The organism is Priestia sp. JSM ZJ58, from assembly GCF_044383985.1.
Lineage (GTDB): Bacteria > Bacillota > Bacilli > Bacillales > Bacillaceae_H > Priestia > Priestia zanthoxyli.
In genome coordinates this window covers 3,520,441-3,535,871 of record NZ_JBISEM010000001.1, presented here as the reverse complement: position 1 = coordinate 3,535,871, position 15,431 = coordinate 3,520,441, and the positions used below count along the sequence as shown (strand labels likewise).

The 15,431-nt window shown below is 37.3% G+C and carries 14 protein-coding genes and 1 riboswitch; of the genes, 11 read left to right on the top strand and 3 right to left on the bottom strand.

What is annotated here, in order from left to right; translation table 11 throughout:
• Positions 1-82 precede the first annotated feature (82 nt).
• The 5 genes from ACH6EI_RS18435 to sigI all read left to right on the top strand — a co-directional run bounded on the left by ACH6EI_RS18435 (position 83) and on the right by sigI (position 8,575).
• The gene (locus ACH6EI_RS18435) at positions 83-1,738 is read left to right on the top strand and encodes an alkaline phosphatase (RefSeq protein ID WP_108674516.1); all 1,656 of its coding nucleotides are present in this window, start codon (positions 83-85) and stop codon (positions 1,736-1,738) included.
• Positions 1,739-2,489: 751 nt separating this feature from the next.
• Positions 2,490-3,233, top strand: coding sequence for a LytR/AlgR family response regulator transcription factor (locus ACH6EI_RS18430; RefSeq protein ID WP_028414187.1), 744 nt, complete (start codon positions 2,490-2,492; stop codon positions 3,231-3,233).
• Between the two features lie 159 nt (positions 3,234-3,392).
• Positions 3,393-6,416, top strand: coding sequence for a PAS domain S-box protein (locus tag ACH6EI_RS18425; RefSeq protein WP_226313279.1), 3,024 nt, complete (start codon positions 3,393-3,395; stop codon positions 6,414-6,416).
• Between the two features lie 76 nt (positions 6,417-6,492).
• Positions 6,493-6,588, top strand: a riboswitch (yybP-ykoY riboswitch).
• 96 nt (positions 6,589-6,684) lie between these two features.
• Positions 6,685-7,500 carry a TerC family protein gene (locus ACH6EI_RS18420; RefSeq protein WP_028414185.1) on the top strand — a complete coding sequence of 272 codons (816 nt, stop codon included), beginning with the start codon at positions 6,685-6,687 and terminating at the stop codon, positions 7,498-7,500.
• A gap of 364 nt (positions 7,501-7,864) precedes the next feature.
• Complete coding sequence (gene sigI, locus ACH6EI_RS18415) at positions 7,865-8,575, top strand: RNA polymerase sigma factor SigI (RefSeq protein ID WP_099330746.1); 711 nt, start codon at positions 7,865-7,867, stop codon at positions 8,573-8,575.
• A gap of 52 nt (positions 8,576-8,627) precedes the next feature.
• On the opposite strand, the gene ACH6EI_RS18410 is transcribed toward sigI, so the two are convergent.
• From ACH6EI_RS18410 to phaQ, 3 genes are all read right to left on the bottom strand, one after another.
• The gene (locus ACH6EI_RS18410) at positions 8,628-8,825 is read right to left on the bottom strand and encodes an alpha/beta-type small acid-soluble spore protein (RefSeq protein ID WP_013055933.1); all 198 of its coding nucleotides are present in this window, start codon (positions 8,823-8,825) and stop codon (positions 8,628-8,630) included.
• 143 nt (positions 8,826-8,968) lie between these two features.
• The gene (gene phaP / locus ACH6EI_RS18405; protein WP_014461097.1) at positions 8,969-9,481 is read right to left on the bottom strand and encodes a polyhydroxyalkanoic acid inclusion protein PhaP; all 513 of its coding nucleotides are present in this window, start codon (positions 9,479-9,481) and stop codon (positions 8,969-8,971) included.
• Positions 9,482-9,653: 172 nt separating this feature from the next.
• The gene (phaQ, locus tag ACH6EI_RS18400) at positions 9,654-10,094 is read right to left on the bottom strand and encodes a poly-beta-hydroxybutyrate-responsive repressor (protein ID WP_013055935.1); all 441 of its coding nucleotides are present in this window, start codon (positions 10,092-10,094) and stop codon (positions 9,654-9,656) included.
• A 392-nt stretch (positions 10,095-10,486) separates the two neighbouring features.
• Here phaQ and phaR point away from each other — a divergent pair, with 392 nt between their 5' ends.
• The 6 genes from phaR to ACH6EI_RS18370 all read left to right on the top strand — a co-directional run bounded on the left by phaR (position 10,487) and on the right by ACH6EI_RS18370 (position 15,416).
• Complete coding sequence (gene phaR / locus ACH6EI_RS18395; RefSeq protein WP_028414183.1) at positions 10,487-11,086, top strand: polyhydroxyalkanoic acid synthase subunit PhaR; 600 nt, start codon at positions 10,487-10,489, stop codon at positions 11,084-11,086.
• Between the two features lie 81 nt (positions 11,087-11,167).
• The gene (phbB, locus tag ACH6EI_RS18390) at positions 11,168-11,911 is read left to right on the top strand and encodes an acetoacetyl-CoA reductase (RefSeq protein WP_099000165.1); all 744 of its coding nucleotides are present in this window, start codon (positions 11,168-11,170) and stop codon (positions 11,909-11,911) included.
• 76 nt (positions 11,912-11,987) lie between these two features.
• Positions 11,988-13,076 (top strand): class III poly(R)-hydroxyalkanoic acid synthase subunit PhaC, encoded by a 1,089-nt coding sequence (locus ACH6EI_RS18385; RefSeq protein WP_013055939.1) that lies wholly within the window; start codon positions 11,988-11,990, stop codon positions 13,074-13,076.
• Between the two features lie 283 nt (positions 13,077-13,359).
• Entirely contained in the window at positions 13,360-14,715 is a 1,356-nt protein-coding gene (locus tag ACH6EI_RS18380) for a TrkH family potassium uptake protein (RefSeq protein WP_028414182.1), read from the top strand.
• 366 nt (positions 14,716-15,081) lie between these two features.
• A complete protein-coding gene (locus ACH6EI_RS18375; protein WP_025749458.1) occupies positions 15,082-15,240 on the top strand; it encodes a hypothetical protein in 159 nt (52 codons plus the stop codon).
• 2 nt (positions 15,241-15,242) lie between these two features.
• On the top strand, positions 15,243-15,416 hold the full coding sequence (locus tag ACH6EI_RS18370) for a thiamine pyrophosphate-dependent enzyme (RefSeq protein WP_014461091.1): 174 nt from the start codon (positions 15,243-15,245) through the stop codon (positions 15,414-15,416).
• Positions 15,417-15,431: the final 15 nt, after the last annotated feature.

The following is a 15,431-nucleotide window of genomic DNA, read 5'->3' as shown; positions in this document are numbered from 1 at the left end:
AATGGATAAACAGTGGGTTTACGTTTAAATGATAACTTTAGAAATGTCAAAGATAATTACATAAAGGAGCGGGTACATTTATATGAAGAAAAAATTAGCAGGTATTACACTGGCAGGAGCGGTAGCATTGGCCTCGTTTGGTGTAGGAAACTCACTTATTCAAACGGAAGCAAAAGTGGAGCATAAGTCAGCTAAGAAACCTCAAAATGTCATTATGATGGTAATGGACGGGACGAGTTCAAATGCTACTACACTCGCAAGATGGTACAAAGGAAAACCGTTACACATGGATCAGCTAATGGCCGGGGGAGTACGGGCGTATTCGGCAGAATCTGCTATTACCGATTCCGCTCCGGCAGCTACTGCTTTAGCAACAGGAAATAAATCAAATTCAGGCTATGTAGGCGTGTTGCCTTCGGTAGTAAATACGCCTGGAGTTAAATCTGTAGAGAAAGAGGATCAGTTTCGTCCGGTAGCAAACGTTCTAGAAGGAGCAAAGCTTTCAGGGCGCGCGACAGGAATCGTGGCTACTTCTGAAATCCAGCATGCCACACCAGCTGGGTTTTCAGCTCATAACTATAACCGTGATGACTTCCAAACGTTAGCTGAGCAGCAAGTATATCAAAACATGGATGTAGTGCTTGGAGGAGGTAAGCAGTCTCTTCTTCCAGGAGCAGAAGAAAAAAGCCGAAAAGACGGTGAAAACTTAGTCAATGTATTGAATAAAAGAGGATATGACTTTGTAGAAAACAAAAAAGAATTAGAGCAGTCGCGCTCTAAAAAAATCTGGGGGAACTTCGCTGACCGAGACTTGGCGTATGATATGGACCGCCCACAGACAAAAGCAGAACAGCCAAAGTTGTCCGAGATGACAAATAAAGCAATAACGACGTTGTCAAAAGATAAAGATGGTTTTTTCTTATTTGTTGAAGGGAGCAAAACGGATTGGGCAGCTCATGCCAATGATCCAGTAGGAATGATTAGCGATGTATTAGCGTTTGATGAAGCAGTGGGCAAGGCAGTAGAGTTCGCTAAAAAAGATGGAAATACGATGGTTATTGCGATTGCTGATCACGGAAACAGCGGTCTTTCAATCGGTAATGCAAATACAACAAAAGGATATGATACCACACCTGTTTCTGCTTATATTGATCCATTAAAAAAAGCAAAAATGACGTTAGAAGGTGCTACGTCTAACTTAAAAGAAGATTTATCAAATAAAGAAGAAGTAGCTGCTTTGTATGGTTTATCAAACCTAACTTCAGAGGAAAAAGCGCAGCTGACTAAAGCAAGAGATAAAAAAGAAATCAGTGCTACACTATCGAAGCTATTAGCCAACCGAGCAAACCTTGGATTCACAACGGGCGGTCATACGGGTGAGGATGTATTTCTGTATTCATACGGCGTCAATCGACCAACGGGGCACTTTGATAATACGGATATTGCCAAACATATGGCCAAGTCAATGAATATTAACTTAAACGAGTTAACAAATGAATTATTTATTGAAGCAAATAAAGCGTTTAAAGGCTCAAATGTAGCGGTGGACTCAAAAGATAAAAACAACCCTGTGCTCGTTGTTACAAACAATAAGCGAACGGTACGTTTTCCGGTAAATAAAAATATTGCGATTGTAAATGGAAAAGAGATACAGATGGACAGCGTGGTGGTACAGGATAAAAAGGGTCGCTTCTTTGTATCGAAACAGGCACAGCAAATTGTAAAAAATGCAAAATAAGAAATGAATGTAAAACAGGCCGAAGTATAACTTTAGGCCTGTTTTTTTACAGATAATAGATGGATAATTAGATGTATTAGCCTTTAGAGAGGAATGAATTGATTTATTTTACAAATAAATAGCTTTGAACTCTTAAAGGAATGGAAAGTCTTCACCTTTAAATATATGTGATTTATACTATGAAATGGTATAATAATCATAGTTCTAAAAGGAACTAGTTCGGAATACATATGTAAGTTCATAACGTTATATGCTAGAATTTTTATAATAAAATGAATAAAAAATACATAAATTTCTTCAAGTGAAATTACAAATACAGGGTTATTAAGGGTTGTATGTAAGTAATTACCTTGAATAAAAAGTAAAAAAATGAATAAAAGTATGGGTGGAAGAACGTAGAACATGTTTTAATAGTAAGAGAAGACAAAATGATTGAAAATAGCGTGTCGCCTTTATTAAAAATATTAAATAAAGATTCTGGCATGCTGATTTGCAGATTATAAAAAGGGTATTAAATCATTGTTAGGAAAATAAATGATAATAGATAAATGGTTTTATTTCTTCTTCTAGAAAACCTACAATTATTGCAATATTCCCCATGAACAATCGTTGTGCGTTCCATTAACGATTAGCGTCCGTGTAGATCATTCATCTCAACATAAAAACACTATAAAGATGTGTAGACATGCATAAAACAGAATGGGCAATAGTTCGTACTATACTTTAACATTGTATCCTAGGGGGAGTCAGGATGAACAAAATCAACTTAATTATTGCCGATGATAACGAAGATTCGGTTGAAATTTTAGATTATTTTATAGAACAGCTTCCGGAATTTGAAGTGATTGGCATCTGCAAAGACGGAGAGCAGCTTGTACAGGAAGTGATGGCTAAGAGTCCAGACCTTTTGCTCGTAGACATTAATATGCCTACGATTAACGGTGTAGATGCCATAAAAAAGTGCCTGCGCATTAAGCCGAATTTAAACTTCATTTTTATCACCGGTTATGATGAATTTGCTGTGAAGGCATTCGAGTTGTCGGCACTGGATTACATTGTAAAACCAATTGAAAAAACCAGACTTTATATGGCGCTAGAGCGGGCAAAAAACTCCATTGGAATTGATAAAAATCAGTCAAAAAAGCCAGGTGAGCAATTAAAAAGACTGCCTGTAAAATTTAACGGATCTACTTATTACATTCCAATTGATCAAATTATTTTTATCGAAAAGTCCGGAAAAAAATGCTTAATCTATACTCAATCACGTGTCTATGAGACATATGAAAATATTAGTGATATCTATATGTATTTGAACCCTTCTGTATTCAGTCAAACACATCGGTCTTATATCGTAAATTTGCAGAAAGTTTCGCACATCACGCCAAAAAACGAAACATATCTTGTTTATTTCTTAGAAATTGATGAATATGCTCATATCTCAAAATTAAAAATCCAAGACGTTCAAAAACAGCTGCATCAGTTAATGACAAATTAAGAGATGCTGCTGCTTCTAAAATAGTTATGTTGATGAAAGGACGAAGCTTATGTAAGTTTCGTCTATTTCATGTGTCTGCTTTCGGAATAAATGATCGTAATATAGTTCTTATAAGGAGAGTTAGATAGAAGAAGTAACGTTAAAGTGAAAGGAAAGAAAATGATTTCAATTACTGGTCACTATAATGAATTTACCGTATTTCTTGCTGTCATTGTAGGGATTCTTGCCTCTTATACAGCACTTGATATTATGAGCAAAATGATAAAAAAACAGCGAAACAATTATTTGTGGCTTACACTGTCAGCAACTTCAATGGGGCTTGGAGTGGGGGCGATGCACTATATTGCGATGCTTGCTTATTATGTTCCTGTTAGCTTTCATTTTGATGCTGTACTTTCTGTTCTTGCTTTAATAATAGCAATTAGCGGGTCATTAGTTGCGTTTTGGACATTCTGGAAATGGCGCACGTCGGTATGGTCAGGGCTTATTTTAGGAAGCAGTATTCTGGGTACGCATTACATTGCAATGGCAGCAATCGAAACAGAAGCACACATTCATTATGCGATGCTATCTGTTTTGCTTTCCATCATCATCGCCCTGGTCGTTGCATTTTATGCGATGCACTTGTTTTTTCGTTCGAAAAGCGTGAAAGCTAATCCATTTCTTAAACTTGTTAGCTCCATTTTGCTAGGCATTGGCATTTCAGCTATGCATTTCATTAGTATGTATGGAATGAAGCTGCATATTGCACATTCAGTTGCTAGAAGGTGGGGCCAGTGGCTGCCGTATCAAGCGCCGTTTTCCAATATTATTGCAAGCATCACAATTACGCTACTGATTGTCTTCCTGCTCGTTGCTGCTTTTAAGCGTCAGGAAGAAGTGAGGGAAAGTCAATTAAAAGAAGAGTATTATCAATCCCTTTTTAACTACAATCCCAATATTGTGTGTGCAGTTGATTTGTACGGCAATATTCAAACGATTAACCCAAAAGGAATCGAGCTAACAGGATACACGTTAAATAAAATGGAGACAATCCCGTTTCCTTCTATGTTCAGAGAAGCTGAAAGAGCTGAAGAATATATGTGGAAATCCCTGAGCGGAGACTCTGTATATTATGAGGCAACGCTGATTCGAAAAGATAATCAGCCTGTATACGTTGAAGTCACGCAAATGCCCATTATTGTTTATGATCAAATTAAAGGAAGTTACGTTATCGCCAAAGATGTGACAGATCGAAAAAGGGCTCAACAGCAGCTTCTGGATTTACAAAAAGATTTAAAACGCACGCTTTCACAGCAAGATGGTACTATTTTTAAATTTGTGAAGAACAGTAAAGGATATGTCTATACGATGTGCGAAGGCAAAATGATTCGTGAAATGGGATATGAGGAAATAGATGTTGTCGGAAAAACACCTGAGGAATTTTTACCTGAATCCTACGCAAGAGATAATAGGAGTTACTATGATAAAGCATGGGCGGGAGAGAAAGTGTCGTATGAAGTACTTTTGAACGACTTTGCTTACTATACGAAATTAACACCTCATATCTACAAAGGAGAAGTACAAGAAGTTATTGGTTCTATAGTAGATATTACTGATCTTCACGAAGCAAGAGAAAAGCTGGCTAAAAGTGAAAGCATGTATCGATCCGTTCTTTCTACAATGTCAGAAGGCGTGGTGTTTCATGACCTTGAAGGTAACTTAATTGCTGCCAATGCATACGCTGCTAAGATTCTAAACGTGCCTTATGACCAAATGTTATCGGTTAACCCGTTTGGTTTAGACTGGGAAATTATTCATCCTGATGGCACAGCTTTTGCACTCGAAGATATTCCATCTGTCCGCTGTCTTCATACAAAAGAGCCTGTGCGAAATACAGTCATGGGCATTTATTTAAATGAGAAAAAGTTGACTTGGCTTTCGGTGAATGCTGAACCTCTGCAAGAAAGCAAATATTATAAAGGCGTAGTTGTCACATTTTATGATATTACAAAGCAGCAGGAACAAGAACAAGACCTGCTTCATTCCAATCAGCAAATGATTATAGCCAAAGAAGAAGCCGAAAAAGCAAATCAGGCTAAGTCAGAATTTTTATCAAAAGTAAGCCATGAACTTCGAACGCCTTTAAACAGTATTTTAGGCTATGCACAGATATTGGAAGAGCAAGGAGAAAAAGATTTAACAGAAAAACAATTGAATCGTATACGAAAAATTTTAAAAGCAGGTAACCATCTTCTTTATTTAATAAATGAAACGCTTGATTTATCGAAAATTGAATCAGGTCACTTAGCGATTAACCTTGAACCAGTGTCGGTAAAAGAAGCAATTGAAGACGCGCTTAAAATTATGAAACCATTAGCAAAAGATAAGCATAGTATATTTTATACTCGCTTTCACGCATACCAAGAAGTCTTTGTTGAAGTAGATGAGCTTCGGTTTCAGCAGATCTTATTAAATCTGCTTACAAACGCCATTAAATATTCGCCCGCTTATCGCGATATCATTATCTATACCGACATCACTCAGCATCACGTAACCATATTGATTGAAGATAGGGGTTTTGGAATTCCAGCTTCAGAATTAAATCGGATTTTTGAGCCTTTCTACCGCGTGAATAGACTAGAAAAAGATGGAACAGGGATTGGGCTGGCGCTTGTAAAGCAGCTTGTTGTCTTAATGAATGGAACGTGCGGAGTGCGAAGTGAAGAAGGAAAAGGCAGTACATTTTGGGTTCGTTTTCCCTTAGTACATCCACCTGTTCCTAAACGCTTATCCAATGAAGGGGAAGGCGAGTCATTTTTAGGTTTTTCCATGCCGATCTCAATTGTGTATATTGAGGATAACGATACAAATATTGAGCTTATGCAATCGATTCTTTCTCCATATAAAAACGTTAAGCTCTTAGTTGCCAAAACAGGAGAAAACGGCATCGGGCTAATCAAGTCCATTTCACCGGATATGATCTTAATTGATATTGATCTGCCTGATATGAATGGTTTTGAGGTATGCACACAGCTTCAGCTGGAAAAAGAGTTGAAGAATATTCCGCGAGTTGCCTTGAGTGCAAGCGCAATGCAAAGCGACATCGATCAAGCTTTTTTAGTCGGTTTTAGTGAATACGTAACAAAGCCTATTCATATTGCCACGTTTTTAAACGTATTAAAACGCTTAACAAAAGCTTAACAAAAGTTTAGAGGGCTTTTCATTGACTTATTAGTGGACCTTTTGTAAAATAAAAACAACTTAATACATTTACTTCTTACGGAGTAAAGGGGAGTAGCGTCAGGGAAACCTGAAACAAAGTCGTCATTACATGGAGTATTCCATCGGCTTTGTTGGCATAATGATTATGCTTAGCAAGACCTTTGCCATATTTGGCAAAGGTCTTTTTGTGTTTTATTCCGGTAATGAGAATAAATCAACTTATACAAAGAAACGAGAGGGGATTTTTATGGATGCATCGCTTTTGTTAGAATATGGATGGGTATTGTTGGTGCTGGTTGCATTAGAAGGAATTTTGGCGGCGGATAATGCTCTTGTAATGGCCATTATGGTCAAACATTTACCGGAAGAAAAACGCAAGAAGGCATTGTTTTACGGATTAGCCGGTGCCTTTATTTTTAGATTCGGTTCATTGTTTTTGATTTCATTTTTGGTAGATGTATGGCAGCTTCAAGCAATAGGAGCCATTTACTTATTGTTCATTTCCATTAATCATATTGTGAAGCGATATGTGAAAAAAGGTGATCATGAAAAAGTAAAAGAAGCGGACGGAAAAAAGGGCTCAGGTTTCTGGATGACGGTTTTAAAAGTAGAAGTAGCGGACATTGCTTTTGCGGTTGATTCAATTTTGGCTGCTGTGGCTCTTGCCGTTACGTTGCCAACAACCAATCTTCCTAAAATTGGCGGACTCGATGGCGGACAATTCTTGGTGATCTTTGCCGGAGGAATTATGGGACTAATCATTATGCGTTTTGCTGCAACTTGGTTCGTCAAGCTATTAAATACGCGCCCGGGGCTAGAAACGGCGGCTTTTGCTATCGTAGGCTGGGTAGGGGTTAAGCTAGCAGTTTACACTCTTGCTCATCCGGAGTTAGGTATTATTAATGAACACTTCCCTGAATCAAAAGTATGGAAAATTACGTTTTGGGTTGTGTTACTTGGCATAGCAGCTTCAGGCTGGTTTTTATCTAAAAACAAAGAACAAACTGATCTTGAAGGTTCAGAGAAAGAAAAAGACTCACTAAAGAAAATTGAAAATCAATAATACAAAAAAACGCGCTTTTAATGCGCGTTTTTTTGTATATTAAGATAAAATACCTAGTTTAAATTGTTTTGGGAAAGGGTAAAAGAACTAACTGATGTTTAATTACTGTATATCCGAATGTTTTGCTTTTTCGTTCATATTCTGTAAAGAACAGAAGCAGCGTTGGATAATTCAGTTCAATGAAGTTTATTTCAGTTCATAAACATATATTTCAAATGTATGTTAATTGGTAAAATTGAGCTATTATGGGTTATAATAAAGAGAAATTAAAAGGAGCGGAGTGCTTCTTGACCCTGTTCGTCATCAAAAGAATGGATATTAACATGGTATAAAGCAACTGAGTATAGTAAAAGAGGTGAAGCCAATGCTCACAAAAGTTCAAACGCCTCCATCGCTTGAAACGCTTGTACTGACGATTCAGCAAGGGGATAAACAATTACATAACGAAATGATTCAACAATATAAACCGTTTATTGCTAAAGTTGTTTCAGCTGTATGTAAACGTTATATAAGTGAAGCTGACGATGAATTTAGCATTGGTCTGATTGCGTTTAATGAAGCCATTGAAAATTACACAATCCAAAAAGGAAGATCCCTTCTTGCATTTGCGGAACTGATTATTAAAAGAAGAGTCATCGACTATATTCGAAAAGAAAAGCGAAACCAAACGCTTCTCTATAGCCGAATTGACAATGAAGGTTTTATTCAAGGTAAGGTAGAAAGGGATATATCGCTTTCTAACTATAAAAGGCAAAGTGAAACTTCATATATTCAAGAGGAAATGACTTATTTTTGTCAGACGCTGGAACTGTTTAAATTAACTCTTGAAGACATAATTAACACGTCTCCTAAACATAAGGATGCAAGGGGAAACGCAGTGGAAGTTGCATCTTTTATCGTCAATGAAAAAGAATTAAAAGATAAGCTGTTTTTAAAGCGGCAGCTTCCCATTCGCTTGATTGAAAAACATGTCAAAGTGAGCCGGAAAACAATTGAAAGAAACCGGAAATATATCATCGCAATGGTTATTATATTAGCGGGGGATTACGTGTATTTAAAAGACTATATTATGTAAGAAAAAGGCACACGCAGGTGCCTTTTTTTTAGCCATGTTATGAAGTTATGTTTTATTTTTGTGTGCTGCCGCTTAAGTGAGCTTGAGCTTGTTGCACCAAGCGTTTTGTGATTTCTCCGCCTACTGAACCGTTGCTGCGTGCAGCAGTGTCAGAACCTAGAGTTACCCCAAATTCTTGAGCGATTTCGTATTTATATTGATCTAAAAATTGTTCTACTCCTGGTGTTAATAGTTTATTTGTTCTAGCCATGATTAGTCATCTCCTTTTTTAGTTGTACAGCAGTTCACTGCTGTACCTGTATTATTTGCTGTTTACTATTTTGCATACTGGTAATGGTTTGCAAGAAAGTATAAAAAAGCCCAGCTTTCAAAGAAGCTGGGCTTTTTTATATATTATTTTACAACCGCATATTGCTCAAGAGACTGAGCAAATGATTTTTGAAGAGATTTTACTTGCTCTACGTATGCATCAGATACGTGTTGGAACTCTTGACGCGTTTTCTTTTGCTCTTCTACTAATTGTGTTACTACTTGATGATATTGTTCTTGAGCTTGCTTTACTAAAGAATAGCTTGATTTGCTTTGGTTAAGAGAAAGCTCTTGTAATTTATTTAATGCTTCATGCGTGCGGTTTGTCCATTCTTCATAAGAATCGGCAACAGCGTTACCAGCTGTTTTACGTAAGTTTTCAACTGTTTTTTGTTGAAGATCTTCTAATTCAGCTTTCCACTGTTTGTCTGTTGCTTGAAGTTGTTCAACTGCTTTTGTTACAAATTCTTGCTGTTGCTCAAGTGCTTTTAACGTCCATTGCTCAATTTGTTTGTTTCCGTCTGCAATGTTTTGTAACCCCTTTGTCCATTGTTCCCACATTGCATCAATTACTGTATCATACTTTACTGTTGACATAATCAAATTCCTCCTTGAATAATTTGGTCTGGCGAACAGTTATCGTAATGAACAAAACGTTAAAGAAGAAATTCGTAGTTGTGTAATAAACCTAACATTCCGCGCTCGCTGGTTGACCGTGAAATTTATTTAACATTATATTAGGAAACGCAGATGTACTGCGTGAATCCCTTTAATCGTTTTCTTCCTCTTTTGATTCTTTTGACTTTTTAGAAGAAGAAGAGCTAAAAGGGAACAACATGTCGGTATACATGTGAAAAAATGAATCTAACATGTTTTGATACTGTTCAAGTGAATTAGCCCACATGCTTAAATATTGTTCACCGGCATCTGTTAATGAGTAAATCCGGCGTGCAGGTCCTTCAGCTGACGTATCCCATTGCGATGTAATCAAGTTGTCTTTTTCAAGCTGTCTCAGCGTGCGGTAGACATTTCCTTGATCAACTGATGTGAATCCAAAGCTCATTAGTTGCTGAATGAGCTTGTAACCATGTAGATTCCAACCTCTTAAACTTAAAAGAAGAAAAGGAACCATCAAGTTTTTTGGTGCACCGCTAATCGATTTTTCTAAGTTGTTTGAATTAGAGGTGTTATCTTTTTCACTTGATCCCAAGGTAATCACCCCTTCGAAAAAAGAGAATTTGTTTTCTATATGTGTAATTTACACCTAGATGAAAAAATTGTCAACACTTTAAAACAGGTCTTTCAAATACAGGAAAAAAGAACGATTTTTTGAATTTCGACAAAAAGCGTCAAAAAAATTCAAAAATAAACAAAGATTTAGAATTGTTTATTTTGGGAAACGAATTTATAATAGTACATGTAGGTAATTTTTATAACATTTATAATTTGTTGGTAAGTGAATTGTGAAAAGATTTACATTATCCAATAAATAAACGCAAAATTGGTTGCGTTTACTTAGAGCTTCTAATATGTCGCTTGTCACATTAAGTGTCCATATTGAAAGCCATCACTTTTAACGTACACAAGAAAGGAGATGGAGTTTTGGAACAGCAAAAAGTATTTGATCCGTTTCAAGCATGGAAAGACGTATATGACAAAACCGAATCTTACTGGGGTAAAGTTATTGGGGACAATATGAATCGTGAAGAATTTTCCCAGCTCATGGGAAATGTGCTAAATATGAACCTTCAATATCAACAAGCAGTAAATGAAGTAACGGGGCGCTATCTGCACCAAGTAAATGTACCCACAAAGGAAGATGTAGCAAACGTTGCGTCATTAGTCATCAATGTGGAAGAAAAAGTAGAATTATTAGAAGAGCAATTTGATGATCGTTTTGATGAATTAGAAGCACAGCAAGAAAGTGCATCCGCTTTGAAAAAAGATGTAACTAAGCTGAAATCTGATGTCAAATCATTAGACAAAAAACTCGACAAAGTGTTATCTCTTCTTGAAGGGCAGCAAAAAACACAAGACGAGTTAAAAGAAACGATTCAACAACAAATTAAAACTCAAGGTGAGCAGCTTCAGGCTCAGCTGTTAGAAAAACAAGAAAAATTAGCTGAAAAGCCAAAGGCAGAAGCTAAAGCTGAAGCAAAACCATCAAACGCTCAAAAAACTGAGCAACCGGCTCGCAAGTAGGGCATAGGGGATTTTAAAACAACATTAACTGCTGTATTTACAGTAAAAATCATCGCTGAAGAAGCAAGGGGGAAATTTTTCATGACAACATTACAAGGTAAAGTAGCAATCGTAACAGGCGGATCTAAAGGTATCGGGGCAGCAATTACACGTGAGCTTGCTTCTAATGGAGTAAAAGTAGCAGTAAACTATAACAGCAGTAAAGAATCTGCAGAAGCAATTGTAAAAGAAATTAAAGACAACGGCGGAGAAGCTATTGCGGTTCAAGCTGACGTGTCTTATGTAGATCAAGCAAAACACCTAATCGAAGAAACAAAAGCTGAGTTTGGTCAATTAGACATTCTAGTAAACAATGCTGGAATTACGCGCGACCGTTCATTCAAGAAATTAGGTGAAGAAGATTGGAAAAAAGTAATTGATGTAAACTTACATAGCGTATACAACACAACATCAGCTGCGCTAACGCACCTTTTAGAATCTGAAGGCGGTCGTGTTATCAATATTTCATCAATTATTGGTCAAGCGGGCGGATTTGGTCAAACAAACTACTCAGCTGCTAAAGCAGGTATGCTAGGATTCACCAAATCATTAGCTCTTGAACTAGCTAAAAGTGGCGTAACGGTTAATGCAATTTGCCCAGGATTTATTGAAACAGAAATGGTAATGGCAATGCCTGAAGAAGTACGTGCAAAAGTTGTAGCAAAAATCCCAACTCGTCGCTTAGGTCACGCTGAAGAAATTGCACGTGGAGTTGTTTACTTAGCAAAAGACGGCGCGTACATTACAGGACAACAGTTAAACATTAACGGCGGCTTATACATGTAATAAATGCTGGCCCTGACTTTTGTCGGGGCTGTGCTTGTTAACTAACTACTAATGAAATGAAAGGGTGTGTATATTCGTGGCAATTCCTTACGTGCAAGAGTGGGAAAAATTAATCAAATCAATGCCAAGTGAATATAAAAGTTCTGCAAGACGTTTTAAGCGTGCATATGAAATTATGACAACAGAAGCGGAACCGGAAGTTGGATTAACACCAAAAGAGGTTATTTGGAAAAAGAATAAGGCAAAATTATATCGCTATACGCCTGTAAAAGATAACCTGCATAAAACACCAATCTTACTCGTATATGCACTGATCAATAAACCGTATATTTTGGATTTAACACCTGGAAACAGCCTTGTTGAATACTTATTAAACCGCGGTTTTGACGTGTATTTGCTTGACTGGGGAACTCCTGGGCTTGAAGACAGCAATATGAAGCTAGATGATTATATTGTAGATTATATTCCAAAAGCGGCGAAAAAGGTGCTTCGCACTTCTAAGTCTCCTGATTTGTCTGTTCTTGGTTACTGCATGGGCGGAACTATGACATCTATTTTTGCTGCATTAAATGAAGACTTGCCGATTAAAAACTTAATTTTTATGACAAGTCCATTTGATTTTTCAGATACAGGTTTATACGGAGCATTCCTAGACGATCGCTACTTTAATTTAGATAAAGCAGTAGATACATTCGGAAACATCCCTCCAGAGATGATTGACTTTGGAAACAAGATGCTAAAGCCAATCACGAATTTTTACGGTCCGTATGTAACGCTGGTGGATCGTTCGGAAAATCAGCGCTTTGTTGAAAGCTGGAAGCTAATGCAAAAGTGGGTTGCTGACGGAATCCCATTTGCTGGTGAAGCTTATCGTCAGTGGATTCGCGACTTCTATCAACAAAACAAATTAATCAATGGTGAACTTGAAGTTCGCGGCCGAAAAGTAGATTTGAAAAATATTAAAGCTAATATTTTAAACATTGCTGCTAGCCGTGATCATATTGCGATGCCGCATCAAGTGGCAGCTTTAATGGACGCTGTTTCAAGTGAAGATAAAGAATATAAATTACTGCAAACAGGTCACGTATCTGTTGTATTTGGTCCAAAAGCAGTAAAGGAAACATATCCTTCAATCGGCGATTGGCTAGAAAAGCGCTCTAAATAAAATAAAAACGAGGCTGGCACAAAAGTATTTCAGCCGAAGTAAAAAACGAACCACTGATATCAGTGGTTCGTTTTTTGTTATGGTGAACGCAGGTTTCAAGTATGCGGCTGCTTGGATTTATGATATCTAATGACAAGTGAGGTGACTTCTTTTATACTAATGTAGTCACCTTCTTGAACATGGGATTTTTTACATGGATATTGCGATCCATGTAACAATGAGTATGCTTTGGGAAGAAAGAAGAAAACTATTAGTATTATAACAAAAAAAGGAATGTCAGATTATGCCGCAACCATGGAAACGACGAGTAAGGCAGATGTCTTCAGCTCAAATTATTGTTACATTTTACATAGTGGCTGTTACGCTTGGATTTCTATTGCTTAGTATTCCAGAAGCTTTAAAGCCGGGAGTGAAGTTAGCATTTATTGATCGCTTATTTATTGCCGTTAGTGCGGTAAGTGTAACAGGGCTGACACCTGTTTCTACTCCGGATACATTTAGTACGACGGGCTATTTTTTGCTCGCTTTTATCTTTCAAATCGGTGGTATTGGTGTGATGACACTCAGTACATTCATTTGGATGATTTTAGGTAAAAAAATTGGTTTAAAGGAACGTCAGCTCATTATGACAGATCATAACCAATCCCGTTTATCAGGATTAGTTGACTTGATGAGAAATATTTTATTTATTATTTTTGCTATTGAACTAGTTGGTGCCATTATTTTAGGATTACATTTTCTCCGTTACTATTCGAGCTGGACAGATGCGTTTCTGCATGGTTTCTTTGCTTCTGTCAGCGCTACAACAAATGCCGGCTTCGATATTACAGGATCTTCATTTATTCCGTATGCCCATGATTATTTTGTACAAGTGGTAACTGTTATTTTAATTACGCTTGGAGCGATTGGATTCCCTGTGTTAATTGAGATTAAGCACTATTTTTTAACATTTAAAGATAAGCGTAAATTTCAATTTTCTCTATTTACGAAGCTAACGACCATTATGTTTTTTCTGCTGTTAGCGGGGGGAACCATTTTAATTCTCGTGCTAGAGCATTCAGGGTTTTTAGCAGATAAGTCTTGGGATGAATCGTTCTTTTATGCGTTTTTCCAATCCGCTGCCACAAGGAGCGGAGGAGTGGCGACCATGAATATTAATGAGTTTTCACTTCCTACGTTAATTATGATGAGCGCGATGATGTTTATCGGGGCTTCACCGAGCTCAGTAGGAGGAGGAATTCGTACGACGACGTTTGCATTAAATATTCTTTTCCTGTTTTATTACGTAAGAGGAAATAAGACGATTAAAATCTTTCGCCGCGAAATTCATGAAGATGATATTATCAAATCAGTAGCCGTGTCGATGTTAGCCGTGATCATTTGCTCGATTTCTCTTCTTATTTTAAGTGTTACAGAACATTTTTCTCTCATTGAGCTTATTTTTGAAGTGTGTTCAGCTTTTGGGACAACCGGTTTATCAATGGGAATTACAGGAGGGCTTTCTGATATCGGTAAATGCGTTATTATGATTTTAATGTTCATTGGCCGAATTGGCATGTTTTCATTCATTTTAATGCTTCGCCGTCCAACGTCTGGACCGGATTATCACTATCCGAAAGAACGTATTATTATTGGATAAAAGAGGATGGGACAAAAATATGTTAGTTGAAGGAAGATCCGAATGAGTTTGTTTCTTGATTAAGAATCCAACTCGTTCGGGTTTTTTTTATTATGATGGTGAACGTAGGTTTCATGTAGCTGCTTCTAGCTGTTGATGGGAGGGCGAGGCTTATCGACCGCCCGCGGAAAGCGAAGCTTTGCACGGAAATCAACAGCGGTGTCACAAGCGGTTCAACGCATTTATCCTAGTTGTTCGTATTTAGAGTAAAGTGATTTTGTTATGTTTCAACCGCTTTTTTACAGCTTTTTCTGCTTATATTTCTTAGCAAAAGGCACATTCTAAGAAAAGGAAGTTCAATGGACTTCCAAGCATAGGAGGGATATGATGGCAAAGCGTAAAGTAGGGTACAAATCAGCACTAACTAACAACAATACACCAAAAGAGAGCCTTTCAGATGCAGAATTTGCTGCTGAATATGCTGGCGGCGAGGAGCCGGCTAAAGGCGCGAATCGCAATTCTAAAAAAGGAAAGCAAGGTAAGTAACGATGAGCAAACATAAACAAAATAATAAGCACATCGCGAGCACCGAAGCAAAACAAAAACAATTACTGCAAGAAGAGTTTGGAACGGAAATGGGCGATCCGAACGCAGCTAAAATATATGAATCCCTTGGAAAGACAAAGTCTGATAAAGAGCATGAAAAGAAAAAAGAATGCTAAAGAAAAAAACCTCGG